The organism is Chromobacterium sp. ASV23 (genome assembly GCF_016428945.1).
In the GTDB taxonomy this organism is placed as follows: domain Bacteria; phylum Pseudomonadota; class Gammaproteobacteria; order Burkholderiales; family Chromobacteriaceae; genus Chromobacterium; species Chromobacterium sinusclupearum.
On record NZ_JAELTR010000060.1, the window covers coordinates 1 to 23,757 of the forward strand.

A 23,757-nucleotide genomic window follows, 5' to 3' on the forward strand; every position below is an offset into this window, starting at 1 on the left:
CCCCCCCCCCCCCCCCCCCCCCCCCCCCCCCCCCCCCCCCCCCCCCCCCCCCCCTTTTCAAGCAGAAGACGGCATACGCGATAATTGGCGGAGTCTCGTGGGCTCGGAGATGTGTATAAGAGACAGCCTGATAGATGGCTTTGAGCAGGTCGTAGGCTTCTACCAGGATATGGCCGGAGCCGCAGGCCGGGTCCAGCACGGTGATGGATTCCGGGTTCAGGGTGTCGCCATCTTCGGCGATTCGGGTCTGGATCAGTTGGTCCAGCTCGGCCTGCACCTCCGGGCTTTGCTCGGCGGGCTGGATGTAATAGGCCCATTCCCTGGCCAGTGTCGAGCCGGGGTTGGCTTGCAGCCACAAGCGGCCAATGCTGTTCTGCACCAGGTATTTGACGATCCAGTTGGGGGTGAACAGCTGGGTGGCGGCAGGGATGTCCTCGCTCTTCACCACCTTGCCAATGACCTGGTCTTTCTTTTCGCTGATGTAGAACTGGTAGAGCCAGCCAATCACTTCCACTTGCTGCCAGTCGGCTTCTTCAATGCTGTTGACTAGCTTGCGAACTACCGAGTCGCTACGCAGCAGGTTGTCCGGCAGTAACAGTTCGGTTTCGTCGTCGATGCGCTCGAACAGGAAGGGGATGGCACTGGACAGCGCATTGCACTGGGCAACCAGCAGGCGTTTGTAGAGTTCGCCATCTTTGCCGGCCAGTTTCAATTGGCCCACCAGCTCGGCACTGATGCCGGGCAGCTCACCGCTGCCAGCCAGTTCCAGCGCGTGGCTGAGGATGTCCGGCAGGCCATCCGGGGTGCTGCTGCTGAGCACGCGCACGCCGTGGGGCAGGAAGCCATCCTGCAACTCCATATAACGCAGCGCGGCCATGCGGTTGAACCAGGTGTAGGCAATGGCCTCCATGGTGGCAGCAAAGCCATCGCGTTGCAGGCGGTTGATCAGCTGCTGACGTAGGCCATAGTATTTCGCCGGAAAGGCTTGACCAGCGATGATGGCGACATCGCCCTGCACAGTGCAGGGGTCTACCATCAGCACGCCTTTGTGATCGGCCAGTCCAAGCTGGGCGGCACGACTAGTGACCATGTCGATGAAGTCACGGCGGGCCTGAGGGGCGTAGGTTTTCAGAGCAGATTTGTTCATGGTGTTTGCTTGCAGGCCTGCCGGGTATGGGCGGGGCTGTTTTCAAAATGTTTAATTGATGTCTTGTTGTTCAGGCTGCCGGCTATAGGCCAGCTTATTCCACCCGCGCGCGTTGCCCGGCCTGAACCACCTTCAGCAGTTCGCTGCGCAGCTTGCTCAGGTAGGCATCGACATCGGCTTCGCTTTCCAGGAAGTCGCTGCTGAGCAGGCTGGCGGCATGCACCGACTTTACCGTTTTCACGGTCTTTATCTCGGCCTTGTGGGCTGGTGGTTCCGCTACTGTTGTAGTCGGACTTGTGTTGGCCGTAGCTGCCTTGCTACCTGCTTCAGCCGCACGCTTTTTCTCTTGCTCAAGTGCTTGTTGCTGCTGGCGTTGCAGTTGCTGTTGATGGTTGGCAATCAAGTCGATTGCTTCTGATTGCAAGGTGGCGGCTTGGCTTTGCAGGTAGAGGATTCTGGGAATGCCTGTCTCTGCCTGCACCTCGGCCTTCAGCTTTTGCAATTTCAACAGCGCACGGTTGCACAAATCAGCTGGTGCATGAATAGCATCCAGATCCGCTTGCACGCTGTTGATACGCTCTTCGATCTTGCCAAGTGCATGCTGGCGCTTGTCGTCAATCAATTGCTGGTTGACCCCATCCACGGTGGCCAGCAGGGCATCAATATCCTTGATCTGACCGTAGGGGCGGGCGTTGCTGCGGATGCTCTCCAGCTTGGATAGTGCCGGGCTGGCCTTGTCATCGGCGCGCAGCTTGTCGCTGTTCTGTTCGAAGGCACGCAAACCCTTGAGCAGTCGGCTCCAGGTCTGGATCTGGCCGTCGGGTTTGTAGAAGTCTTGCAGGTCGCGCAGGTCTTCTTCTGCATCCAGCCAGCTGTTCTTGTCTTCGTTCAGTGCTTCGATAAAGGCAAAGGCGTCACGGATGGCCAGTTGCTTCTTGATCTGTGCCTGTAGCTTGTCGATATCGGCCGCGCCCGGATGGTGAGGCTGTTTGGCCTGGATCTGATAAGTGGCCAGCTCGCTTGCCCAGTTTTGTAGACGGCTGCGGAAGTCGCTGACCAGACCGTCTTCGTCTTCCCGTGCCAGTTGGGCGAACAGTTGCTTGTAAAGGTCGCGTGCCTTTTTCAGCTCAAGCGCACCGGTAACCTTGCGCTTGAGAATGGACACATTCTTGAAGCGGATGGTCTTGGTGAGCGGCTCAACAGCTTGGCGTGGCTCCAGGTCGTCACCATCCATCATCAGCTTGATTTCACCAGCCATGAACAGGCGGGCAATCAGCAGCACGATTTCCCAGGCTGGTTTCCAGCCATAAGGGATGCCACTGAAGTGGGTAACCACATCTTCCAGAATCACCTGAGTGCTGCTGGCCTTGATATGCAGGAATTCACGCACGGCACCAAGCGCCTGTGCATTGGGCACATCCGTGCTGGACAGCAGGGATTGCTGTTCTACCGAGTCTGCTTGCAAGGTAGCCCTGATCTGCTCGTAGGCATCGTTGCAAGGTTGCAGGAAGTTGAGCTTGTTATAGGTGTTGGTCACCAGATAATTGATGACCTCATCCAGCACCGTGCCGGCACTGCTGGCCTTGATAGTGATGGCTTCGCCCATGGCATAGCACACGGCATCACACAACAGGGTGTCGATCTGTTCGCGCAGGCGCTCTTCGCGGGTGCGGTTCTCGTCCTTCTTGAAGGCAAAAATCTTTTTGGCGGCCAGACTGGCGGATTCGTATTTGCTCTCGATGTAGTTGTCGATCTTCTTCAGCATTTGCAGCTCGGCATACAGGCGATCTGCATCGTTCAGCCGGATGATGGCTAGGCCGGGTTGGGCGGTCAGCAGGCGGCATTTGCTGTCATTGAACAGCCCATAGTCGTCATACAGCGGGGTGATGACATGCAGGCTCAGCTCATGGCTGGTGTTGCGATACAAGCGCCCATCCAGCATGCGGTTGAATTCGTAGTCGGCCTTGCTTTCACGATGCCTTACCTTGGTATTGCCACGCCATACCTGGTCGAAGACCAGTTCACCCAGTTTGCGGTTCATGTCGTCATGGCTGACGGCTTCATTGCTGATTTCGCGGGCGATGTCCTGTTCCTCGTTGGTGAGGAACATCCATTCTTCGCCATTGCGGCTGACCAGGCTTTGTTTTTCCAGCCGTGCCAGGCTCTCCTGAATGCGCCGCTTGAGTGCCAGCTTGTCGCAGTCGATTTCGTCCACACACAGGGTGGCGAGGTTATCCACGCTACCTTTGACGATTTCCGGGATGTAACGGATCAGGAACAGGGTTTTGAGGAGCTGGTGGTCAAAGGCTTCCAGTGCACCGCCGATTTCCTTTTCCGCATTGTCGATGCTGTGCCGCACTGTGCTGTCGAGGAAGCTTTCGATAGATGGGTAAAAGTCATACAGCGGCACCAGTGCGTCAATGGCTTCGTTGGCGAGATGCGTGGCAGCACTCTGGAAGGCATCCAGCAAGGAGCGTTCACCCTTGGACAAGTGTTTGCCGGTAGCGCCGTTGCGCCGAATGGCTTCAAACACCTTGGACAGCAAGAAGAACTGGTAGGGTGGGAAGGGGTAGTTGTTGACGTAGTCGGCTGCATCGCGATAGCCACGCAGTGCTACGGTCTCGCCACCGAAAGCCAGTTGATTGTTGATGATGTCGCCTTTTGCCGCAAACACATCGCGCAGCTCTACATGGGCGGCTTCTGTCTTGGCCAGCAAACGCTTGCCAATTACTTCATCGGTGTTGGAACTGGCTAGGGACAGGCGAGTGTTGAAACGGCCCTGGATTTTGGAGAAGTCCTGGGTTTTGGACTTGTTGCTTTCCCCGATGGCTGCGTCAATGTCTTCCTGGCTGGTTACCACCACCCAGGCGCGGCCACCACACAGGGTGCCCAGTTGTTCGGTGATGGTTTGCAGATTGAGCATCAGTTGGGTGTTATCACCAATGAACTGGCCTACCTCGTCCACCAGGAAAATCAGGCGGTGATTGTCCGGCTTGGTGGCCAGATAGTCGTTGACCAGCTTGGCAAAGCTCTCGATGTTGATGCGGTAGGTGTCACGGGCAGAGTCGAACCAGGCACCGGCAGACTCTTCGGTCATGCCCAGGGCTTTGGATAGGGCCTCCACCACGTTGTCACGCAGGAAGTCTACAGCGTCGCGCTCTTGCTCCCAGGGGCTGCCGTAGCTGGTCTGGAAGGCCTGTTTGAAGGTCTCATACGCGCCTTTTTCTACCAGGTAGCGTTCCATATTGGCGATATGCGGGGCATCGCCGGAGAAGCCGAGTTTTTCGTTGAAGACGCGCAGAAAGACTTGCAGGATCACATCACGGTCAGACTTGCTGTCGGCCTTGGCGTCGATATTGAACAGGATGACATCAGCCGGATTGCGCACGGCGCGCTGGATGTCGGCCAGTAACATGGCATCCGGAATCTTGCTCTGGTCGAAGAAGCTGACCGCATGGCGTTTTTCGCCGGTTTTCGGGTTAGTGGCTTCAATGTTTTCCAGCAGGTAAGACAGAATCTTGATGAAGTGGGACTTACCAGAACCAAAGAAGCCGGATACCCATACCCCCATGCGGCTGGCGATGATCGGGTTGCCGGGGTTGTCGATACCTGCCAGATAAGCATCGAAAAACTGGCGCATGTAGCTGGTAAGCTGGCCAGTGACAACGTATTCATCCAGCTCCTGCCAAATGCTTTCACGGTCATCAGCCTTGATGACGCCATTGATGGGACGGTCGATCTGTTTTGCAAAAAGCTCGCGGATAATCATCATCAGTTTCCGGATTTGAGTAGCTGGAACGCGCGGTAATACGCGGCGTTGGCGTCATTGCGTTCCGAGGAGAGTCCAAAAAGACGCAGGCTGACCCCGTCGTAGCGACCGGGATAGAACACAACCAGCGGGGTATCGCTCATATACGCATGTAATGCGCTCAATAACGTATGCAGTCGAACCATGGGGTAGGCAGCGCCTATCCCCATCATCAGCACCAGGTCCTGCTGACCGACATCAATCGTCTCTGTCAGATGTTTTGCCAGCTTGTCTTCTTTCAGCACCGAACGCAGGCCCGGCATGGCGGCGTCGTTACCTTTTTCCCGCTGCATGGCAATGGCCTTGTCCAGCAGCTTGCGCTCTTGCAGCAACTGGATGCTGAGGTCGAACAGGTTGACCGTGTGAAAACGCAGTCCCTGTTTGGCAAGATTGGGCTCGATGACCGTGCTGACAAAATCACGCATTTCTTCTTCGCATTCCGCAGGGTAGTCAAATACGTGAAAGCCGATTTCATTGCCAAGACCGCGGTTTTTCAGCAGGTCGTCCGAGGTGATTCGGGGCAGGATCTGGTTCAGGCGGTCATGAAAGCGTTGCTTCTCCAGTTCGGTCATCAGGCAAGTTCCATAGCTTCGCGCGTGTAGTAGTCTTTTTGTGCTGCCAGATAACTGATTACACGCGGGTGTAGTAAGGGGGGGGTCAGCCGTAACGTGCGGGTGCTGTCGATGTAGCTAGCTTCGGCCAGAATGCGTAATACCACTTGTTGCAGCTTGATCTGCGTGCTGCTGCTCCATTCTTCGACCGATGGGTCACGCTGCATGCATTCATGCAGGAAGGCGTCCCAATCTCCTGGGCTGAGTTCGGTTTCCATGCGACGGCGTCGGCTGCGATAGACGTCAATCATGAAGTCGCCCAGCAGACGGCTGTGGCGAATGGCAGCCACCAGCAGCATTTGCTGGCGCAATTCCGGCGTGCCATCGGCAATCATTTGCCAGCCATTGGCATCCAGCGTTTCCAGTCGGTTACGGATCAGCCGAGCTTGGCGCATGGCAGTGGCCGGGCTGTTTTTTTGCAGGATGTTGTCCACCTTGATGGCATGTGTCCAGGTGGCACTATCCGGCACGGTCAGTAGCAGTTCTGCTAGCTTGCGGCTTTCATTGGGCAGTAGTGACCCGGCGGATACTTCGGCGTTGTATAGGCTCACGCTTGCCCTCCTAGCTGATAGCCGGGGGCAAGGCTGGCGCTGCGCACTCCGTAGAGCGTTTGCGGATTGTTCAGCCAAAGGTGGTGCCCTAGTGCGGACAAACGGGCATCCGGACTGCAATCCACCGCCCAGCGACGTAGGGCATAGCCAGCAAGCGCTGCACGGATTTTCAGGCGCAGCCGGCCATCAACCATCCCGTAATCAGCAGCAACGGCTTGCGGCCATTGGATGGCCGGGTGCGGCACCAGCTCCAGATCGACAATGCGCTGCCATTGCTCGTCGGCAGCTAGTTGTTCTGCCTCGCTGCTTTTGCTATCCAGCATCTCCACATTGCACAGCCTGGTGAGCACATAGTCCTGAAAGGCGTTCTTGCTGCGGTCGTATGCACGCAAATGCCAGCGCAGGCCGTTGTCTGCCAGAGCCAGCGGCACCAGCTCGCGCTGGCTGGGGCCGGTGCTGAGCGACAGGTAGTCTGCCTTGATGGCCTTGCCTGCGTGGATAGCTCGGGTGATGGCAGCGAGTTGATGCAGATCCGGAGCCACCAGATTGTTCGGGCCTTCGCAAGGGATGGATTTGCGTGGGCCATTCAGTCCATCGCCAAAGCCTTGCAAGAGCCAGCTAAGGATGCGTTCACTGTTAAACGGGAAAACTGCCTGGAACACAGCACTGGGCTGATACACGCGTTGGTTGTGGTCGTATTGCAGATTGTCCGGAGCCAGCTCGCGATAGACCGCCAAATCTCTGGTCGCTGCGGCAGAACCAATGCCAAAGCGGGACTCAAGGTCGGCCCGGCGGAGAATGCCACAGAAGAAAACCTTGATCTCCAGATAAGCCAGTCGCTCTTTCTGTGCGGTCGATATCTCCACTGCCTCAGCGGTGGGCCGGGATGAGGATGACACTGTAGGCTCCGGGTTGGGGGGGGCGAGGATTATACCATTCCAGGTAATCAAAATGATCGCAATATAAAGATCAAAAAGTTTAATTTAAGATCATAAGAATGGTCGCATTGAAGCAGCGTGATGGCAATAACCGACATGAATAGTTTGACTACGTTTGATTGTATTCAAACCTGTCTGGCAGTGTGTCCCGGGCAGGGTTAACCGCTGATGGAAGCCTTGATGTGCTGGCACAAAGTCAGCTTAAAGGGTGCGTTATGACACGAAATGACCAGGGCAGTATCACACATTTGTCATAAGATATATTATTTTACAATCCGTATAGACTTGAGGTGAACTCTCGAGCTTTGCCGGCGCATGATGGGAATGTTGATAGAACACTTGGCTGAAGTGCCAGAGTAGCGAACCGGATGCTGCATCGCCCATCCGGTGGACGAAATTCTGGTCATTACTGTGTGCGCCATCTTCGCGGGCGCGGAGAGCTTTGTGGAGACGGTCGAGTGGGCTGTGGTGAAGGAAGCTTGGCTACGGCGTTTCCTGCCGTTGACGAACGGTATTCTCTCTCACGATACCGTCAACCGCATTTTTCGCCTGCTGGATCCCAAGCGGTTCGAGAGCGTCTTCTGCAGCTGGACTCAAGGGCCGCTCGGATCGTTCCAGCAGATCGCCATCGATGGCAAATGCCTGCACTGCTCGCGGCGCTCATAGCCCGGTGCACATGGTAAGCGATCTCGCAACCGAGCTGTGCTTGGCGCTGGGGCAGGAGAAGGTGGCCGACAAAAGCAACGAAATCACGGCGATATCGGCGTTGTTCGCGGCGTTGGATGTCAAGGGCTGTCTGGTCAGCCTGGATGCGATGGGATGTCAGAAAGAGATGGCCAAGACCATCGCGGCGCGCGAAGCCGGAGGTCAAAGAGAATCAGCCCAAGTGGCGTCAGGCGTGGCCGGTGCACAGCTCGACCATCCCGCCGAGTGAGTAGCCTGCGCGCAAAAAGGCCATTGCCGCACGGTATTGCCGCATGTCGTGATTGCGCCTGCGGAAGGCCTTGTCGACGCGTAGGCCTGGCCTGGTTGCAAAACGGTGGGTCGTGTGGACTCTGTGCAGCTGTATGGGTGTGGACAGTCGGCGATGGAGTAGCCCTACTACTTGTCGTCGCGCGAGTTAGGAGCGAAAGAATTGGCGCAGGCAGTGCGCGCCATTGGGCGATCGAGAATGGCCTGCATTGGTGTCTGGATGTGGTTTTCCGGGATGATCAATGTCCATTGCGCGCAGATCATGGCCCACAGAATTTTGCGTTGCTGCTGAAGTTTGCCCTCAACTTGCTGTGCAGCTCGCCATTTCAGGCCAAGAAGAGCATGTGGGTTTGCCGCAGGCGAGCAGGCTGGGATGATGAGGCGTTGGCGGAATTGTTGGACATATCTCCGTTATGACAAGGGGGGCGATTGCCCTGAAAGGCAGGGCTTGCCGCACGGTGCATTGATTGACTCGATTTTTTAACTGCCTGAAGGTATAAATGCGGTGCGAGCATTGCTTGCAATGAGGTCCGAGTTTCTGTCCGGTTTTGGACCGGCGCAGGGAAATTTTGGACGGTTTTTTTAATCATTTTTGCCGGTCATGAGCCGGTCCGATATTTTGTCAAGAAAAAAGGCCAGCCGATTGGCTGACCTCTTTTGATTTCAACTGATTGAGTAAATTCATTGAAAAATCAGTGGATTATTACTCCCACTCGATCGTCGCCGGCGGCTTGCCGGACACGTCGTAAACCACGCGGTTGATGCCCTTGACCTCATTGATGATGCGATTCGAGGCGCGGCCCAGCAGGCTGTACGGCAGCTCGGCCCAGTGCGCGGTCATGAAGTCGCTGGTCACCACGGCGCGCAGCGCCACCACGTAGTCGTAGGTGCGGCCATCGCCCATCACGCCGACGGACTTCACCGGCAGGAACACGGCGAAGGCCTGGCTGGTCAGTTCGTACCAGTTCTTGCCGGTTTTCTCGTCCACGGTGTTGCGCAGTTCTTCGATGAAGATGGCGTCGGCCTGGCGCAGCAGGTCGGCGTATTCCTTCTTCACTTCGCCCAGGATGCGCACGCCCAGGCCCGGACCCGGGAAGGGGTGGCGGTAGACCATGTCGTGCGGCAGGCCCAGGGCCACGCCCAGCTGGCGCACTTCGTCCTTGAACAGCTCGCGCAGCGGCTCCAAGAGCTTCAGGTTCATGTCTTCCGGCAGGCCGCCCACATTGTGGTGGCTCTTGATGGTGTGCGCCTTCTTGGTCTTGGCGCCGGCCGATTCGATCACGTCCGGGTAGATGGTGCCCTGGGCCAGCCACTTGGCGTTGGTCAGTTTGCCGGATTCGCGGTCGAACACTTCGATGAATTCCGCGCCGATGATCTTGCGCTTTTTCTCCGGGTCGGATTCGCCGGCCAGCTTGGCCATGAAATCGTCCTCGGCCTGCACATGCACAACTTTGACGCCCAGGTTTTGGGCGAACATTTCCATCACCATCTTGCCTTCGTTCAGGCGCAAGAGGCCGTGGTCAACGAAGACGCAGGTCAGCTGGTTGCCGATGGCGCGGTGGATCAGCGCGGCGGCCACCGAGGAGTCCACGCCGCCGGACAAGCCGAGGATCACTTCCTCGTCGCCGACTTGCTCGCGGATCTTCTTCACGGCTTCGTCGATGTAGTTGGGCATGGTCCAGCTGGGTTTGCAGCCGGCGATGTGCAGCACGAAGCGGTGGATCATCTCGGTGCCGCGTTTGGTGTGCGTCACTTCTGGGTGGAACTGCACGCCGTAGAAACCGCGGGCCTCGTCCGCCATGGCGGCGTACGGGCAGGACGGGGTTTCGGCGATCACTTGGAAGCCGGCCGGCAGCGCGGTGACTTTGTCTCCGTGGCTCATCCAGACGTCGAGGAAGCCATTGCCGGCGTCATCGATCTGGTCTTGCAGGCCTTCCAGCAGCTTGGAGTGGTGGCGCGCCTTGATCTGGGCGTAGCCGAACTCGCGCTTGTCGCCGCTTTCCACTTTGCCGCCCAGGGTCTGGGCCATGAACTGCATGCCGTAGCAGATGCCCAGCACCGGCACGCCCAGCTCGAACAGCTTGGGATCGGCTTGGTAGTCGGACTCGTACACCGAATTCGGGCCGCCGGACAGGATGATGGCCTTGGGCGCGAAAGCCTGGATCTCTTCGATGGGCATGTCGAAAGAATGAAGCTCACAGTAGACGTGAGCTTCGCGTACGCGGCGGGCGATCAGCTGGGTGACCTGGGAGCCGAAGTCGAGAATGAGGATCTTGTCCATGCCTATCCTTGAAATGTAAAGCAGACCGTTAAGGCCATTATCGTCAATGCTGTAAATAATTCTGCGGTTTCAGGGCGTCAGACGCCGGGTTCCGCTCAATCGGGTTGCCGCGGGAAGCGGCGCGGCGGTTCGCGTCGTTCGGGTATGCGGTCGCTGCGAGCGATCAGCATCAGCACGCCGGCCAGCACCATGCCCAGCGCCACGAAATGGCTGGTGCGCAGGCCAAGCTGGTCTATCGCGTAGATGGCGCCGCCGGCATAAGCCAGTAGCGGGCTGCTGACCAGGGTGGATTTGTTGAATCCATCCAACGCCAACAGCAGCACGCCGGCAGCAAACAGCAGCAGGGCGAGCAGGGTGGTGGTGTTGGGCAGCAGGGCGGTGCTCTTCAACAGCCAGACGCAGCCCAGGCAGATCAGCATTATGGGCAGGGCGGCGCTGCGCTTCATGCCGCGCCTCGCTGGTTCTTCATCACGCGCTGTTTCTCGCGCTGCCATTCGCGGTCTTTTTCGGTATCGCGTTTGTCGTGCAGCTTCTTGCCCTTGGCCAGGCCGACTTCGGCCTTGACGTTGCCTTTGCTGTAGTGCAGGTCGAGCGCCATCATGGTGTAGCCGGCGCGTTCCACCTTGCCGATGAAACGGTTGATTTCAGCCTGCGACATCAACAGCTTGCGCGGGCGCACCGGGTCCGGTTTGACGTGGGTGGAGGCGGATTGCAGCGGAGTGATGTGGCAGCCGATCAGCCAGAAGGCGCCGTTTTTCCAGTCCACGTAGCTTTCCTTGAGCTGAACGCGGCCGGCGCGGATGGCCTTGACCTCCCACCCTTCCAGCACAAGCCCGGCCTCGAGTTTTTCCTCGATGAAGTAGTCGTGGAAAGCCTTGCGGTTCTGGATGATGCTCATGTGTGGCGGGTTCCTTTGAATCCGCCATTGTAGCAGAAGCCGTCACGCAACCAAAGTCGTACAAATTCAGTGGTTTGACGTGAAAGCACTTGCTCCTGATAGGGCGCGCTTGGAGCGGGAAGGGCGGAGCGGGGCGGTTTTTGCTAGAATTGTGGCTTGATTGTCAGATCCGAGACCCCGGCCGCGCCGGGTTTTTTGCCGATGCAGCATGTCGAAAAAAGCGTCCTGGTGGCGCACACGCCGGCGCAGATGTACGCGCTGGTGGAGGATGTCGATCACTATAGCCGTTTCCTGCCCTGGTGCGGCAAGGCCGAAGTGTTGTCGCGCGATGGCGGGCAGGTATTGGCCAGCCTGCATATCGACTACCTGAAGGTGCGTCAGCACTTCACCACCCGCAACCACAATGTGGAGAACGAATCTATCCGCATGGAGCTGGTGGACGGCCCGTTTGAATCGCTGGAGGGGGTGTGGCAATTCAAGCCGCTGGGCGATTATGGCTGCAAGATCGAATTCAGCCTGCGCTACCAGTTTTCCAGCCGCATTCTGGAGAAGCTGATCGGGCCGGTGTTTGGCCACATCTCCAGCACGCTGGTGGATGCCTTCATTCAAGAAGCGGACAGGAAGTATGGCGATGACTGAGCGGCTGCGGGTGGAAGTGGCGTATGCCAGGCCTGACCGGCAATGGCTGGCGACGGTGACGCTGCCGGCAGGCGCGCATGCCTTGGACGCCGTGCGCGCATCCGGCATTCTGGCGCAGTGCCCGGAGTTGGATGAGGCGGCATTGAAGCTGGGCGTTTTCGGCAAGGCTGTCAAAGCGGAGGCACCGCTGCGCGACGGCGACCGCGTGGAGATCTATCGTCCCTTGCTGGCCGACCCGAAGGAGGTGCGCCGTCAGCGCGCCGAGGCGGGCAAGCGGATGAAGAAGGGCGGCTGAAGCCGTTGGCGGGGTTCATGAAAAAAAGGGATGGCTTTAGCCATCCCTTTTTGTTGTCTAGTCTCAGTCTCAGGCTATCTCGTTCTCCGCAGAGCAGACGCGGTTCTTGCCATTGATCTTGGCCTGGTACATCGCGTGGTCGGCGCGCTCCAGCACGTCGGCCTCCTGCTCGCCCAGGTGCCAGCGCGCGATGCCGGCGCTGAAGGTAATCAGCAGCTTGTCGTTGTTGGCCAGGAAGAAGGTCTTGGTCAGTTCGCGCTGCAGCCGTTGCACGGTTTGAATGGCTTCGGTTTCCGGCGTGTCCGGCATCAGGATGACGAATTCCTCGCCGCCGAAGCGCGCCACGATGTCGGCCGGCCGCAGGCTGTGCTTGATGGTGTCAACCAGGTACTTCAGCGCGTCGTCGCCGGCCAGGTGGCCGTAACGGTCATTCAGCTGCTTGAAGTTGTCGACGTCGATCAGCGCCACGGATAGCGGCGCGGCGGTGCGCTCGGCGCGGCTGATCTCGCGCTGGAAGTATTCGGCCAGGCCGCGGCGGTTGTAAGCGCCGGTCAGCTGGTCTTCCTTGACCTTGGCGCTGGCGGCTTCCAGTGCGGCTTCCAGTTCGTGGATGCGGTGTTCCGCCGCTTCCACCTGCTCTTTGGCCGAAACCAGTTCGTCGCGCGAGCGGGTCAGGTCCAGCTGCATGATGGAGGTATCTTCCATCAGCGCGCTGATGATGCCGCCCAGGTCATCGACATTGCTGGTGTGTTTCAGCTTTTCGCTGTGATTCTGGATCTTGGTATGGAATTCGTCGGTGCTGTCGGTCATGGCCGCCAGCCGGCTGACGAAGCGGTCCAGCAGGGCGCGCAGGGAGCTTGCGGCTTCGTCCAGCGAGCTTTTCAGCATGCCCTGCTTGCGGATGACTTCCTTCAGGCTGCTTTCCAGCTGGTAAATCTGCTGCATGGACAGCGGTTCCTGGCTCAGCATTTCCTGCAAGGAACCAACCTGTCCCAGCAGGTAGTCATCCGAGCGGTTGAGCTCCGCGATGTTGTCCAGCATCAGCTTGAGCAGATTGGCCAGGCCGGTGGCGAGCCGCCCTTCCTGTTGCGACTGCAGCTCCAGTTTGATCATGAAGGCGCGCAGCTTGGGCATGAAGGCGTTCAGGTTGGCATCGTCGACGATGCCATCCAGTTCCTTCAGCAAAGCCTCCAGATTGTCCACCAGGTCCGGATAGCTGGCCAGGCGCGGCTCCAGGCCGTGCTTCAAGGCGAAGGCCAGCGTTCTTTGCCAGGCTTGCCAGCTGTCCGGGCTGATGGGGATGTCCGCCGAGCTTTCGCCGTTGGCGGTTTCGATTCCGGGCAGGGTTTCGCGCACGGAGGGCGCGGCGTTCCAGTTCTGCAGCAGCCCAACCAGTTTCTGGTTCAGCTCTTCCGGCTGGTTGCCGTAATTGATCAGCACGCGTTCGAGCGTGCTTTGCTTGTGATGCTGGGGAAGGTCGGGCTGGCGGATTTCCCAGCTTTTGATGAGGTTCTGGATCACCAGGCCCCAGCTCTGCGTCAACTGCTGGCTGGCGAAGCTGCTGCGCAGAAAGTCGATGACCAGCTGAGGAGCCTGCTCCCAGCGGTTTTCGTCGCAGACCTGTTTCAGGCGATTGAACGTCACCTTGGCCTGGACGTTGTCCTGCGGAAGGGTCTCCAGGGCGCGCAATAGCAATATGGCCAGCTTGTTGTCGCGCACCATGGGAGTTTGCGTCAACTCGTGGTAGACCCGCTCGAAGTTTTCTGGTGTCGGAAGCAGCTTGCGCAATGACAGCTGCTTCAGGGTTTCGCGTGCCACTTCGATAGGGTTCTGTGTCGTCATTGCCCAAACCTTGGTGCTTTTAAGGCGGCCAGCCATCATGGGATTGTTCAGCGAATGAGGGTCCGTTATCGGGTGACCCGCGGCGGAGGTCGCTTGCTGGAGTCCAGCAATTGGAAAAATACCTCACCGTCGCGAATCATGCCAAGTTCGTTACGAGCTCTTTCCTCTATGGCATCGCTGCCTTGCTTCAGGTCGCGCACTTCCGCGTCCAGAGCAGCGTTGCGGGCAATCAGCTTTTGGGTGATTGCCCGCTGTTCCTGCAGCTGCTTGTCCAGCTGCCAGACCCTGAACCAGCTGCCCTTGCCGAACCAGAGCGGCCACTGCAAGGCAAGGATAACGGACACCAGGGTCGCGGTCAGCCAGCGCATGCAATTACTTCAGGTGGTAGAAGGCCGCGCGGCCCGGGTAGTAGGCGGCGTCGCCCAGCTCTTCTTCGATGCGCAGCAGTTGGTTGTACTTGGCCATGCGGTCGGAGCGGGACAAGGAGCCGGTCTTGATCTGCATGCAGTTGGTTGCGACTGCCAGATCGGCGATGGTGCTGTCCTCGGTCTCGCCCGAGCGGTGACTCATAACGCAGGTATAGCGGGAACGCTTGGCCAGATCAACTGCTTTCAGGGTTTCGGACAGGGTGCCGATCTGATTTACCTTAACCAACAGCGAGTTAGCGACGCCCTTGGCGATGCCTTCGGCCAGGATTTTCGGGTTGGTGACGAATACGTCGTCGCCCACGATCTGCACCTTCTGGCCCAGGCGGTCGGTCAGCAGGTTCCAGCCAGCCCAGTCTTGTTCGGCCATGCCGTCTTCGATGGAGATGATCGGGTACTTGTTGACCAGGTTTTCCAGGTAGTCGGCGAACTCTTCCGAGCTCAGGGACAGTTTTTCGGCGGTCAGGTGGTACTTGCCGTCGCGGAAGAATTCGGAAGCGGCGCAGTCCAGGGCGATCATCACGTCCTGGCCGGCCACGTAACCGGCGGCGTCCACGGCTTCCAGAATCAGCTTGATCGCGTCTTCATGGCTTTCCAGGTTCGGCGCGAAGCCGCCTTCGTCGCCGACGGTAGTGGCGTAGCCCTTCTTGTCACAGATCTTCTTCAGGTTGTGGAAGATCTCGGCGCCCATGCGCAGCGCTTCGCGGAAGGTTTGCGCGCCTACCGGAATGATCATGAATTCCTGGATGTCCAGGGTGTTGTTGGCGTGTTCGCCGCCGTTGATGACGTTCATCATCGGCACTGGCAGGGCCATCGGGCCGGCGCCGCCGAGGTAGCGGTACAGCGGCAGGCCGGCGTCTTCGGCGGCGGCGCGAGCCACGGCCATGGATACGGCCAGCATGGCGTTGGCGCCCAAGCGGGACTTGGTTTCGGTGCCGTCGAGTTCGATCATGGTCTTGTCGATGAAGACTTGGTCGGCGGCGTCCAGGCCGATGATGGCTTCGCAGATTTCGGTGTTGATGTTGTCTACGGCTTTCAGCACGCCCTTGCCCAGGTAGCGGCTCTTGTCGCCATCACGCAATTCCAGGGCTTCGCGGGTGCCGGTGGAGGCGCCGGACGGCACGGCGGCGCGGCCCATGACGCCGGATTCCAGCAGGACGTCGGCTTCTACGGTCGGATTGCCGCGCGAATCCAGAATCTCACGAGCTACTACGTCAACGATCGAACTCATTGTCTTTCCCTTCATAGCTTTCAGTTGAACTTGCAGAGGCGGTCCGCCCGGCTTGCCGGACGGACTCTACCGGCTGTCTATTACAGCGAGTGCTCCAGCCAGGGATTTTGCTTGACCAAGCCATCCAGCGCCTTGAGCGTGGTCAGCAATTCCTTGATGCGGTGCAGCGGCCAGGCGATATGGCCGTCGCACAGCGCCCGATCGGGATCGGGGTGGGTCTCCAGATAGATGCCGGCCACGCCTGCCGATACGGCGGCGCGCGCCAGCACCGGCATGAAGCGGCGGGGATTCGCGTCGCCGGCCTGCAGGCCGGGCAATTGCGCCGAATGGCTGACATCGAACACCACTGGGCAGGCGGTTTCCCGCATCACGGCCAGCGAGCGCATGTCGGCAATCAGATCATTGTACCCGAAGGAGGTGCCGCGCTCGCAGGCCAGGAAGACGTCTTCCGGCAGGCTGGCCTCGCGGGCCGCCTCGCGCGCGCGCTGAATCACCTGCTGCATCTCGCCGGGCGCCATGAACGGCCCCTTCTTGATGTTGACCGGTTTGCCGCACTGCGCCACCGCACGGATGAAGTCGGCCTGATGTGCCAGGAAGGCCGGCGTCTGCACCACGTCCACTACGCTGGCTACCTGCACCACTTCGTTCTCGGTGTGCACATCGGTGAGGATGGGCACGCCGATCTGGCGGCGCACATCCTCCAGGATGCGCAGGCCTTGGTCGATGCCAAAGCCGCGGAACACGCCGAGGGCAGGGCGGTTGGCTTTGTCGTAGCTCGACTTGTAGATGAACGGAATGTCCAGCGCGTCGGCGATCTCCTTCAGCCGGCCGGCGGTGTCCAGCGCCATCTGGGCGCTTTCCACCACGCTGGGGCCGGCGATCAGGAACAGCGGCCGGTCAAGGCCGACTTCGAATCCACACAGCTTCATCGGCTTCAGCTGCCCTGCTTGTCGGCCTGGTAAGCCAGGGCGGCCTTCACGTAGGCGATGAACAGCGGGTGGCCGTCGCGCGGGGTGGAAGTGAACTCCGGATGGAACTGGCAGGCGAAGAACCAGCGATGGTTGGCCAGCTCGATGGTTTCCACCAGCTTTTCATGGCCGGACGAGCGTCCGCTGATGGTCAGGCCGGCTTGCTCCAGGCGCTGGATGTAGTAGTTGTTGACTTCATAGCGGTGGCGATGGCGTTCGACGATCTCGCTGTTGCCGTAGACGCGTGCGGCCAGGGAGCCCGGCACCAGATCGCACTGCTGGCCGCCCAGGCGCATGGTGCCGCCCATATTCGAGTTTTCGTCGCGCTTCTCGATCTTGCCGTCGTGGTTGACCCACTCGTCGATCAGGGCCACCACTGGGAAGTTGGTGTCGAGGTCGAATTCGGTGGAGTTGGCGCCGGCCATGCCCGCCACGTCGCGCGCGTATTCGATCAGCGCGATCTGCATGCCCAGGCAGATGCCCAGGTAGGGGATGTTGTTCTCGCGGGCGAACTTCACCGCCTTGATCTTGCCTTCCACGCCGCGCTTGCCGAAGCCGCCCGGCACCAGGATGGCGTCCATGTCCTTCAGCGATTCCGCGCCGTCGCGGTCGATTTCTTCCGAATCGACGTAGATGATGTTGACGTTGGTGCGGGTATGGATGCCGGCGTGCTTCAGCGCCTCGGTCAGCGATTTGTACGATTCGGTCAGATCGACGTACTTGCCCACCATGGCGATATTGATGCTGTGGTCCGGATGCTGGATGGCGTCGATGATGCCTTCCCAGACCGACAGGTCGGCCTTGGGCAGGTCCAGTTGCAGCTGTTCGGCGATGATGTCGTCGATGCCTTGAGCGTGCAGCATGCCCGGCACCTTGTAGATGGAATCGGAGTCGTAACAGCCGATCACCGCGTTCTCTTCCACATTGCAGAACAGCGCGATCTTGCGCTTTTCGTCTTCCGGCAGCTCGCGGTCCATGCGGCACAGCAGGATGTCCGGCTGGATGCCGATCTCGCGCAGCTCCTTCACCGAGTGCTGGGTCGGCTTGGTCTTGATTTCGCCGGCGGTGGCGATGTAGGGCACGTAGGACAGGTGCACGTACAGGGTGTTCTTGCGGCCGTGGTTGGAGCGCATCTGGCGGATGGCTTCCAGGAAGGGCAGCGATTCGATGTCGCCGACGGTGCCGCCGATCTCGACGATGGCGACGTCGGCATCGGCCGCGCCTTCGCTCATTTTCAGCTTGATTTCGTCGGTGATGTGCGGGATGACTTGCACGGTGCCGCCCAGGTAGTCGCCGCGGCGCTCCTTGGTGATGACCGATTCGTACACCTGGCCGGTGGTGAAGTTGTTGCTCTTCTTCATCTTGGCGTGGATGAAGCGCTCGTAGTGGCCGAGGTCAAGGTCGGTTTCCGCGCCGTCTTCGGTGACGAACACCTCGCCGTGCTGGAAGGGGCTCATGGTGCCCGGGTCGACATTGATATACGGATCGAGCTTCAGCATGGTGACTTTCAGCCCGCGGGATTCGAGGATGGCGGCGATGGACGCAGCGGCAATGCCCTTACCCAGGGAGGACACCACGCCACCGGTTACGAAGATGTACTTGGTCATGAGATTACGGCTCTGTGGGAATCCGGGATTTTACCCTGAAATCGTGCGAAGTTGAATCACTTGCTGCATCGAGTTGCAGCGAGGGCTCGGCGAAGAATGCAACACTCACTATAGACGTCCGACAATAAAGCTCGCGCAGTTGTGGCGAATCCGTTACAATGCCCGCCGACTGTTTCATTACGAGAGCGCGCCCGTCCTGCGTCGGGTGCGCGTTCCGCTTGAATTACTGGCTTTTTCTATGTTATAAAGCCAGCTTTTACCGGTTTTGGGAGTTTAACCATGGCGCGAGTTTGCAAAGTCACCGGCAAGCGTCCGATGACCGGGAACAACGTTTCCCACGCCAACAACAAGACTAAACGTCGTTTCCTGCCGAACCTGCAATATCGCAAGTTCTGGGTAGAGAGCGAAAACCGCTGGGTGCGTCTGCGCGTATCCAACGCCGCACTGCGCACCATCGACAAGGTGGGCATCGATGTAGTGCTGGCTGATCTGCGCGCTCGCGGCGAGATCTAAGCGGTCAACCAGATAAGGCACAGAGGTATACATCATGCGCGATAAGATCAAGCTGGAATCCACTGCTGGTACCGGCCACTTCTACACCACCACCAAGAACAAGCGCACTATGCCGGAAAAGATGGAGATCAAGAAATTTGATCCCGTTGCCCGCAAGCATGTTCTGTACAAGGAAACCAAGCTGAAATAAGCTTGCTTCCTGGTTGTTTGAAGAGCCCTTCTCTGGTGCACGGAGAAGGGTTTTTTATTTTCATCCATGCATTTGCTGATGGGTGCGCTGCACAGCAAAAAGGCCAGTCGAGAGACTGGCCTTTTGTTTTGGCTATTGATATTGGCGTGGCGCGTTTCAGTTGGCAGCCTGGCGGAATACCTTGCGCGCCAGCAGCAGGTCTTGCCAGGCCTTGGCCTTGTCCGGTTGATTGCGCAGCAGGTAGGCAGGGTGGTAGCTGACTACCAGCGGCACGCCCTGGTAGCGGTGCACCTTGCCGCGCAGGCGGCCGATGGAGTCTGCCGTTTCCAGCAGCGTTTGCGCGGCGAAGCGGCCCAGCGCCACGATCAGCGTCGGCTGGATATGATGGATTTGCTGCAGCAGATAGCCGTTGCAGGCGGCGATCTCATCCGGCGCCGGATTGCGGTTGCCAGGCGGGCGGCATTTCAGCACGTTGGCGATATAGACATCCTGGTCCTGGTCCAGGCCGGCCGCGGCCAGCATATTGTCCAGCAGCTGGCCGGCGCGCCCGACGAAGGGCAGGCCTTGTTTGTCCTCGTTTTCGCCAGGCGCCTCGCCTATCAGCATCCAGCGCGCTTGCGGATTGCCGCGGCCAAATACCGTTTGCGTGCGGGTTTTGCACAGGCGGCAGCGCTGACAATCGGCCACTTCGCGTTGCAGTTGCGGCCACTCCAGTCGCGGCAGCTCGATGCGGGTTTCGGCGATGGGCGCGTCTGGTGGCGGAGGTGGCGGCTCGGCCGGCTCCGCTGCCTGGTTGGTGATGGCGGCGGCGAGGCTTGGGCTGTCGCTGACGGCCGGAATGGCCGCTGCCGCGAGGGGCGGCGCGTCGGTTTCATCCACGGCATCTGTGACTGCGGCGCGCATCTCTTGCCGTTGTATTTGGGCGGGATGGTGCTCGAACCAGCCGTCACGCGGCAGCCAGGCCGGACCCAGGCCCATTTCTTGTTGCAACTGGCTGGCGCGGCTCACAGCGTGGCTTCCATCAGGATGGCGTGTTCTCTGCCTGGGTTGGCTGGATAGTAGTTCTTGCGCAGCCCGCATTGGTGGAAGCCGCAGCGCTGGTAGAGCTTGCGCGCGATGGCATTGCTTTCCCTGACTTCCAGGAACAGCCGCCGGCAGCAGTCGTCGCGCAGATCCTGCAGCATGGCTTGCATCAGTTGGATGCCCAGGCCCTGGCCTTGGTGCTCTCGCGCGACAACGATATTGAGAATCTCCGCTTCGTCCAGCACGCGCATGATCAGGGCGAAGCCTTGCAGCGCGTCCTGCTCGTCGAACAGGCCATAGCACGGGTAGCCGGCTTCCAGACTATCGCGGTATTGTCCCACCCGCCATGGATGCGGGGTGGCCTGCTGCTCTAAATCGGCGAGCAGCTGGGGATTGTCCGGCGTGAAGCGGCGTACGCGGCTCATCGTTGGCGCGCCTGTTGCTGTTCCACCGAGGTCAGCGCCACCTTGTTGCGCACATAGAGCAATTCGGCGTCGCGCGGATGGGTGGCCGGGTAGCGGCCGCTCTCGGCCAGCTTGATGTAGGCCGACGCGTGGGGGCGCACCGGGCCGGCATGCGGCAGCCGGGCGCGCGCATCGGCCAGCAACTGCGGATAGTTGTCGAAGCCATCGCCGGCCAGCAAGGTGGTGCCATCCAGCAGCTGCACGTCCTCGGGGGAGGCCACGCGGATGGAGCTTAGCCTCTCCCAGTCCGGGCCGGTTCGATAATGCGCGCTGTACACCTGTTGCATGCGGGCGTCGAAGCAAACCAGCACCTGACCCTCGCCAGCCTGGTAGGCCAGGTTGTCCAGCGTGGGGATGGCGATCACCGGCAGGTCGGCGGAGTAGGCCAGGCCCTGGGCGATGCCGCAGGCGATGCGCAGGCCGGTGAAGGCGCCGGGGCCTTGGCCGAATACGATACCGTCCAGTTCGGACAGCGAGCATCCTGCGGCGGCGAGCAGTTTTGAGACCTCCGGCAGCGTGCGCTCGGCATGCTTCTGCTCCACGCATTGGTGGAAAATCAGCATGTCTTCGCCCTGGCTCAGGGCCAGCGACAGATAGGTGGTGGAGGTATCTAGGGCTAACAGTTTCATCGGGCTTGCTACAACCTTGCAGGGTTGAGAATTATAAGCCCAGTTCCTCTACCCAGGCGAGCGCGGATATATGGGCTTCGTTCAATTGCTCGGAAGAGAGGCCTAGTTGCTCGCACAATTGCGGCACGCCATCCAGTTGACCGTCTTCGCAGGCGCGCGCCAGGCGCAGGTAGTGGCTCATCGAGCCGCGGTCGTGCAGCAGGGCGTCGGATACCGGTACGGGCAGTTGCAGATGTTCGATGATCTTGTCCATCGGCATGTCGAACAACACATCCAGCAGGCTGAATAGGCCGACGATGAACAGATTGTCGTTGACGTCATGCCGTTCGCCCAGTGCGATGCCCAGCAGCTCCATGAAACGGCCGCGGGTGACGGCGGTTTTTTGCAGCGCCGGCGGCGCGTTGTTGTCGTCGGAAGCGGTGACCAGCAGCAGCGTCAGCCAGCGGTACAGTTTTTGGTAACCCAGCACGGTAACGGCTTGGGAAAACGAGCTGATGGCGGTATTGAGCCCGGCGGCTGCGGAATTGACATAGCGCAGCAGTTTGTATGACAGCGCCACGTCCCGTTTCAGGACCTGTTCGATATCGCGGATGTCGGCGTCCATGCGCAACAGGTTCAGCAGTTCCAGCGTGTTGCTGAATGCCGGATGGATGACCTTGGCCGCCAGGGTCTCCGGCTTGGCGAAGTAATAGCCCTGGAAGCCGTCCATGCCCAATTCTTTGCACAGATGGAATTGGGCGTGGGTTTCCACCCGCTCCGCGATGCGGATCAGCGGATAGCTGCGCAAGCGCGCTGCCTGCATCTGAAAGCGGGTGGCGTCCTGGTTTTGTATGTCCAGCTTGACGTAGTTGGCCAGTTCCAGGAAGGCCGCTGCCGGGGATTCGAAGCTGAAATCGTCCAGCGCGATGCCGAAGCCCATCGAGCGCAGATGGCGCGCCCGCGATAACAGTTCGTTGCTGGGCGCGGTGCGCGGCGACAGGTCAAGAATGATGCGGCGCGGCGGCAGCAGCTCCAGAAACTCGCTGTTGAGCATCGCCTCGCCGACATTGATGAAAGCCAGCTTGTTGCCGATCAGCCAGCTGGTTCCCATATTGTTCAGCGTATTGACCAGCACGTCGGTGTCGGCTTGCAGCTCGCTATGCTTGCCGACGCCGACCGCATCGCTGCTGGGACGAAAAAGCAGCTCATAACCTATGAGCTGCTGATTGCGGTTCAGAACCGGCTGCCGTCCTATATAGGCGGTGTTTGAGGTCATCATTGCACCTTAGCGTTAGGTGGCAATCATATCCGTCGTTCGTACCCCTGCGTTGCTGCCTTCGCTGGAGGCCAGCAAGTCTTCCATATCCAGCACCAGCACCACGGAGCCATCGCCGGACAGCGTTGCGCCGGCCACGCCTTTGGGGCGGATGTTCTGCAGCGGCTTGATCACTACGTCGTCGCGGCCGACGAAGGAGTCGATCGCCAGGATGAAGGATTTCTCGGCCGACTGCATCAGCACGCCAAAATAGGGTTTTTGCGTCGGCTCCCAGCCCAGCAGGCCGGCCAGCGTCTTCAGCGGCAGGATTTCGTCGCGCACCACGATGGTGGGGCGGCCCGAAACTTCCTGAATGGCGCTGCCGTCGATGGTGATGATTTCACGCACCATCGCCAGCGGCACGGCGAACGGTTGATTGCAGGCGCGCACCACCAGCACCGGCAGGATGGCGAGGGTCAGCGGCAGCGAGATGCTGATGCGAGTGCCTTCGCCGCCTACCGAATTGATGTCGATGCGGCCGTTCAGTTTTTGAATATTGGTGCGAACCACGTCCATGCCGACGCCGCGGCCGGACACGCTGGAAATCTGGTCCTTGGTGGAGAACCCAGGCAGGAAGATCAGCTGCAGGCACTGCTTCTCATCCAGCGAGTTGGCGGTTTCGGTGTCGATCAGGCCTTTTTCGATGGCTTTGCGGCGCAAGGCATCGGGATTCATGCCCTTGCCGTCATCGGTGATCTCGATCAGAATGTGGTCGCCGACTTGTTCGGCGGTCAATTGCACCAGGGCTTGCGGCTTCTTGCCGGCGGCGATGCGTTCCTCCGGCGATTCGATGCCGTGATCGACAGCGTTGCGGACCAAGTGAACCAAGGGATCGTTCAGATCCTCGATCATGGTCTTGTCGAGCTCGGTTTCCTCGCCGGACAGCACCAGCTCCACTTCCTTGCCCAGTTGGCGGGCCAGGTCGCGCGCCAAGCGCGGATATTTCTGGAACAGGCGGCCGATCGGCTGCATGCGGGTTTTCATCACCGCGTTTTGCAGGTCGCCCACCAGCAGGTCCAGTTGACTGATCGCCTCATCCAGCGAGCGCAGGGTATTGGTATCGCGATTGCCTTGCAGGATCTCGGTGCGCAGCGTGGTCAGCCGGTTCTTGGTCAGGCCGATTTCGCCGGACAGGTTGAGCACCATGTCCAAGCGCACCGTATCGATGCGGATGGTGTTTTCCTGCGGACCGCTGGCAACGGGGCCGCTGCTGGATGGTTTGGCCGGCGCCGGCTTGGCCGGGGCCGGCGGTGGCGGAGCCGGTGTCGCCGCGGCCGGCTCTGCCTTGGGCGCCGGGGCGGGCGCCGGAGGGGCGGCATGCTGCGGCGCTGCGGCCTTTTATCTCGTAGGGCGTCTTGGGCGAGAGGAGGGGGGGGGGGGGGGGGGGGGGGGGTTCTGCTTGAAAAGGGGGGGGGGGGGGGGGGGGGGGGG

Annotated in this window: 22 protein-coding genes and 3 pseudogenes; 7 read left to right on the top strand and 18 right to left on the bottom strand. The window is 59.8% G+C overall.

Annotated elements, in window-relative coordinates:
* The 5 genes and pseudogenes from JHD59_RS18455 to JHD59_RS18475 all read right to left on the bottom strand — a co-directional run.
* Positions 1 to 1,147, bottom strand: a pseudogene (locus tag JHD59_RS18455) (hypothetical protein); the annotation flags it as partial.
* A gap of 94 nt (positions 1,148 to 1,241) precedes the next feature.
* A complete protein-coding gene (gene brxC, locus JHD59_RS18460; RefSeq protein ID WP_199155307.1) occupies positions 1,242 to 4,919 on the bottom strand; it encodes a BREX system P-loop protein BrxC in 3,678 nt (1,225 codons plus the stop codon).
* Positions 4,919 to 5,527 carry a DUF1788 domain-containing protein gene (locus JHD59_RS18465; protein ID WP_199155308.1) on the bottom strand — a complete coding sequence of 203 codons (609 nt, stop codon included), beginning with the start codon at positions 5,525 to 5,527 and terminating at the stop codon, positions 4,919 to 4,921. The genes brxC and JHD59_RS18465 overlap by 1 nt, the downstream gene beginning before the upstream one ends.
* Positions 5,527 to 6,117: a DUF1819 family protein gene (locus tag JHD59_RS18470; RefSeq protein ID WP_199155309.1), complete on the bottom strand. Its 591-nt coding sequence runs from the start codon at positions 6,115 to 6,117 to the stop codon at positions 5,527 to 5,529. The genes JHD59_RS18465 and JHD59_RS18470 overlap by 1 nt, the downstream gene beginning before the upstream one ends.
* On the bottom strand, positions 6,114 to 6,983 hold the full coding sequence (locus tag JHD59_RS18475) for a WYL domain-containing protein (RefSeq protein WP_199155310.1): 870 nt from the start codon (positions 6,981 to 6,983) through the stop codon (positions 6,114 to 6,116). Before JHD59_RS18475 ends, JHD59_RS18470 begins: the two co-directional genes overlap by 4 nt.
* Before the next feature lie 447 nt (positions 6,984 to 7,430).
* On the opposite strand from JHD59_RS18475, the pseudogene JHD59_RS22870 reads away from it, so the two are divergent.
* Both JHD59_RS22870 and JHD59_RS22875 read left to right on the top strand, forming a co-directional pair.
* Positions 7,431 to 7,989 (top strand): annotated as a pseudogene (locus tag JHD59_RS22870) (ISAs1 family transposase).
* A 221-nt stretch (positions 7,990 to 8,210) separates the two neighbouring features.
* Positions 8,211 to 8,339 (top strand): annotated as a pseudogene (locus tag JHD59_RS22875) (ISAs1 family transposase); the annotation flags it as partial.
* A 391-nt stretch (positions 8,340 to 8,730) separates the two neighbouring features.
* On the opposite strand, the gene guaA reads toward JHD59_RS22875, so the two are convergent.
* From guaA to smpB, 3 genes are all read right to left on the bottom strand, one after another.
* Positions 8,731 to 10,314, bottom strand: a complete 1,584-nt coding sequence (guaA, locus tag JHD59_RS18490) for a glutamine-hydrolyzing GMP synthase (protein WP_103319162.1) — start codon at positions 10,312 to 10,314, stop codon at positions 8,731 to 8,733.
* A gap of 89 nt (positions 10,315 to 10,403) precedes the next feature.
* The gene (locus JHD59_RS18495) at positions 10,404 to 10,754 is read right to left on the bottom strand and encodes a hypothetical protein (protein WP_199155313.1); all 351 of its coding nucleotides are present in this window, start codon (positions 10,752 to 10,754) and stop codon (positions 10,404 to 10,406) included.
* Positions 10,751 to 11,227, bottom strand: coding sequence for an SsrA-binding protein SmpB (gene smpB / locus JHD59_RS18500; protein ID WP_255408078.1), 477 nt, complete (start codon positions 11,225 to 11,227; stop codon positions 10,751 to 10,753). The genes JHD59_RS18495 and smpB overlap by 4 nt, the downstream gene beginning before the upstream one ends.
* Before the next feature lie 174 nt (positions 11,228 to 11,401).
* Here smpB and JHD59_RS18505 point away from each other — a divergent pair, with 174 nt between their 5' ends.
* Positions 11,402 to 11,845, top strand: a complete 444-nt coding sequence (locus JHD59_RS18505) for a type II toxin-antitoxin system RatA family toxin (RefSeq protein ID WP_199155321.1) — start codon at positions 11,402 to 11,404, stop codon at positions 11,843 to 11,845.
* Positions 11,838 to 12,140 carry an RnfH family protein gene (locus JHD59_RS18510; RefSeq protein WP_199155314.1) on the top strand — a complete coding sequence of 101 codons (303 nt, stop codon included), beginning with the start codon at positions 11,838 to 11,840 and terminating at the stop codon, positions 12,138 to 12,140. The genes JHD59_RS18505 and JHD59_RS18510 overlap by 8 nt, the downstream gene beginning before the upstream one ends.
* A 69-nt stretch (positions 12,141 to 12,209) precedes the next feature.
* Here JHD59_RS18510 and JHD59_RS18515 read toward each other — a convergent pair whose 3' ends face one another.
* The 5 genes from JHD59_RS18515 to JHD59_RS18535 all read right to left on the bottom strand — a co-directional run bounded on the left by JHD59_RS18515 (position 12,210) and on the right by JHD59_RS18535 (position 18,213).
* Positions 12,210 to 13,982 carry a diguanylate cyclase gene (locus tag JHD59_RS18515; protein ID WP_199155315.1) on the bottom strand — a complete coding sequence of 591 codons (1,773 nt, stop codon included), beginning with the start codon at positions 13,980 to 13,982 and terminating at the stop codon, positions 12,210 to 12,212.
* Between the two features lie 65 nt (positions 13,983 to 14,047).
* Positions 14,048 to 14,350, bottom strand: coding sequence for a cell division protein FtsB (ftsB, locus tag JHD59_RS18520; RefSeq protein ID WP_043620961.1), 303 nt, complete (start codon positions 14,348 to 14,350; stop codon positions 14,048 to 14,050).
* A gap of 4 nt (positions 14,351 to 14,354) precedes the next feature.
* The gene (gene eno, locus JHD59_RS18525) at positions 14,355 to 15,638 is read right to left on the bottom strand and encodes a phosphopyruvate hydratase (RefSeq protein ID WP_103319175.1); all 1,284 of its coding nucleotides are present in this window, start codon (positions 15,636 to 15,638) and stop codon (positions 14,355 to 14,357) included.
* 80 nt (positions 15,639 to 15,718) lie between these two features.
* The gene (kdsA, locus tag JHD59_RS18530) at positions 15,719 to 16,567 is read right to left on the bottom strand and encodes a 3-deoxy-8-phosphooctulonate synthase (protein WP_199155316.1); all 849 of its coding nucleotides are present in this window, start codon (positions 16,565 to 16,567) and stop codon (positions 15,719 to 15,721) included.
* Positions 16,568 to 16,572: 5 nt separating this feature from the next.
* Positions 16,573 to 18,213 (bottom strand): CTP synthase, encoded by a 1,641-nt coding sequence (locus JHD59_RS18535; protein WP_199155317.1) that lies wholly within the window; start codon positions 18,211 to 18,213, stop codon positions 16,573 to 16,575.
* A gap of 279 nt (positions 18,214 to 18,492) precedes the next feature.
* Here JHD59_RS18535 and rpmB point away from each other — a divergent pair, with 279 nt between their 5' ends.
* Complete coding sequence (rpmB, locus tag JHD59_RS18540; protein WP_011137003.1) at positions 18,493 to 18,726, top strand: 50S ribosomal protein L28; 234 nt, start codon at positions 18,493 to 18,495, stop codon at positions 18,724 to 18,726.
* 34 nt (positions 18,727 to 18,760) lie between these two features.
* Positions 18,761 to 18,916, top strand: a complete 156-nt coding sequence (gene rpmG, locus JHD59_RS18545; protein WP_017506994.1) for a 50S ribosomal protein L33 — start codon at positions 18,761 to 18,763, stop codon at positions 18,914 to 18,916.
* Positions 18,917 to 19,072: 156 nt separating this feature from the next.
* Here the strand turns inward: rpmG and JHD59_RS18550 are convergent, their stop codons facing one another.
* Genes JHD59_RS18550 through JHD59_RS18570 form a run of 5 tightly spaced genes read right to left on the bottom strand, consistent with a single transcriptional unit; the run spans position 19,073 to position 23,472 of the window.
* Positions 19,073 to 19,924 (bottom strand): uracil-DNA glycosylase, encoded by an 852-nt coding sequence (locus tag JHD59_RS18550; RefSeq protein ID WP_199155318.1) that lies wholly within the window; start codon positions 19,922 to 19,924, stop codon positions 19,073 to 19,075.
* Positions 19,921 to 20,364: a ribosomal protein S18-alanine N-acetyltransferase gene (gene rimI / locus JHD59_RS18555; protein WP_103319186.1), complete on the bottom strand. Its 444-nt coding sequence runs from the start codon at positions 20,362 to 20,364 to the stop codon at positions 19,921 to 19,923. The genes JHD59_RS18550 and rimI overlap by 4 nt, the downstream gene beginning before the upstream one ends.
* Positions 20,361 to 21,032: a tRNA (adenosine(37)-N6)-threonylcarbamoyltransferase complex dimerization subunit type 1 TsaB gene (tsaB, locus tag JHD59_RS18560; RefSeq protein ID WP_199155319.1), complete on the bottom strand. Its 672-nt coding sequence runs from the start codon at positions 21,030 to 21,032 to the stop codon at positions 20,361 to 20,363. The genes rimI and tsaB overlap by 4 nt, the downstream gene beginning before the upstream one ends.
* A 31-nt stretch (positions 21,033 to 21,063) precedes the next feature.
* Positions 21,064 to 22,287, bottom strand: coding sequence for an EAL and HDOD domain-containing protein (locus JHD59_RS18565; protein WP_199155320.1), 1,224 nt, complete (start codon positions 22,285 to 22,287; stop codon positions 21,064 to 21,066).
* Between the two features lie 15 nt (positions 22,288 to 22,302).
* Entirely contained in the window at positions 22,303 to 23,472 is a 1,170-nt protein-coding gene (locus JHD59_RS18570) for a chemotaxis protein CheA (RefSeq protein WP_233164388.1), read from the bottom strand.
* On the opposite strand from JHD59_RS18570, the gene JHD59_RS23125 reads away from it, so the two are divergent.
* The coding region (locus tag JHD59_RS23125) for a hypothetical protein (RefSeq protein WP_255521414.1) at positions 23,471 to 23,757 on the top strand (287 nt) is incomplete at its 3' end. The genes JHD59_RS18570 and JHD59_RS23125 overlap by 2 nt on opposite strands.

Coding starts and splice junctions, on each gene's coding strand:
- rimI (WP_103319186.1), bottom strand. CDS start 20,364: ATGAGCCGCGTACGCCGCTTCACGCCGGACAATCCCCAGCTGCTCGCC.
- kdsA (WP_199155316.1), bottom strand. CDS start 16,567: ATGAAGCTGTGTGGATTCGAAGTCGGCCTTGACCGGCCGCTGTTCCTG.
- eno (WP_103319175.1), bottom strand. CDS start 15,638: ATGAGTTCGATCGTTGACGTAGTAGCTCGTGAGATTCTGGATTCGCGC.
- tsaB (WP_199155319.1), bottom strand. CDS start 21,032: ATGAAACTGTTAGCCCTAGATACCTCCACCACCTATCTGTCGCTGGCC.
- rpmB (WP_011137003.1), top strand. CDS start 18,493: ATGGCGCGAGTTTGCAAAGTCACCGGCAAGCGTCCGATGACCGGGAAC.
- ftsB (WP_043620961.1), bottom strand. CDS start 14,350: ATGCGCTGGCTGACCGCGACCCTGGTGTCCGTTATCCTTGCCTTGCAG.
- JHD59_RS18565 (WP_199155320.1), bottom strand. CDS start 22,287: ATGACCTCAAACACCGCCTATATAGGACGGCAGCCGGTTCTGAACCGC.
- JHD59_RS18465 (WP_199155308.1), bottom strand. CDS start 5,527: ATGACCGAACTGGAGAAGCAACGCTTTCATGACCGCCTGAACCAGATC.
- brxC (WP_199155307.1), bottom strand. CDS start 4,919: ATGATGATTATCCGCGAGCTTTTTGCAAAACAGATCGACCGTCCCATC.
- JHD59_RS18535 (WP_199155317.1), bottom strand. CDS start 18,213: ATGACCAAGTACATCTTCGTAACCGGTGGCGTGGTGTCCTCCCTGGGT.
- rpmG (WP_017506994.1), top strand. CDS start 18,761: ATGCGCGATAAGATCAAGCTGGAATCCACTGCTGGTACCGGCCACTTC.
- JHD59_RS18510 (WP_199155314.1), top strand. CDS start 11,838: ATGACTGAGCGGCTGCGGGTGGAAGTGGCGTATGCCAGGCCTGACCGG.
- JHD59_RS18515 (WP_199155315.1), bottom strand. CDS start 13,982: ATGACGACACAGAACCCTATCGAAGTGGCACGCGAAACCCTGAAGCAG.
- JHD59_RS18495 (WP_199155313.1), bottom strand. CDS start 10,754: ATGAAGCGCAGCGCCGCCCTGCCCATAATGCTGATCTGCCTGGGCTGC.
- JHD59_RS18570 (WP_233164388.1), bottom strand. CDS start 23,472: ATGGTGCTCAACCTGTCCGGCGAAATCGGCCTGACCAAGAACCGGCTG.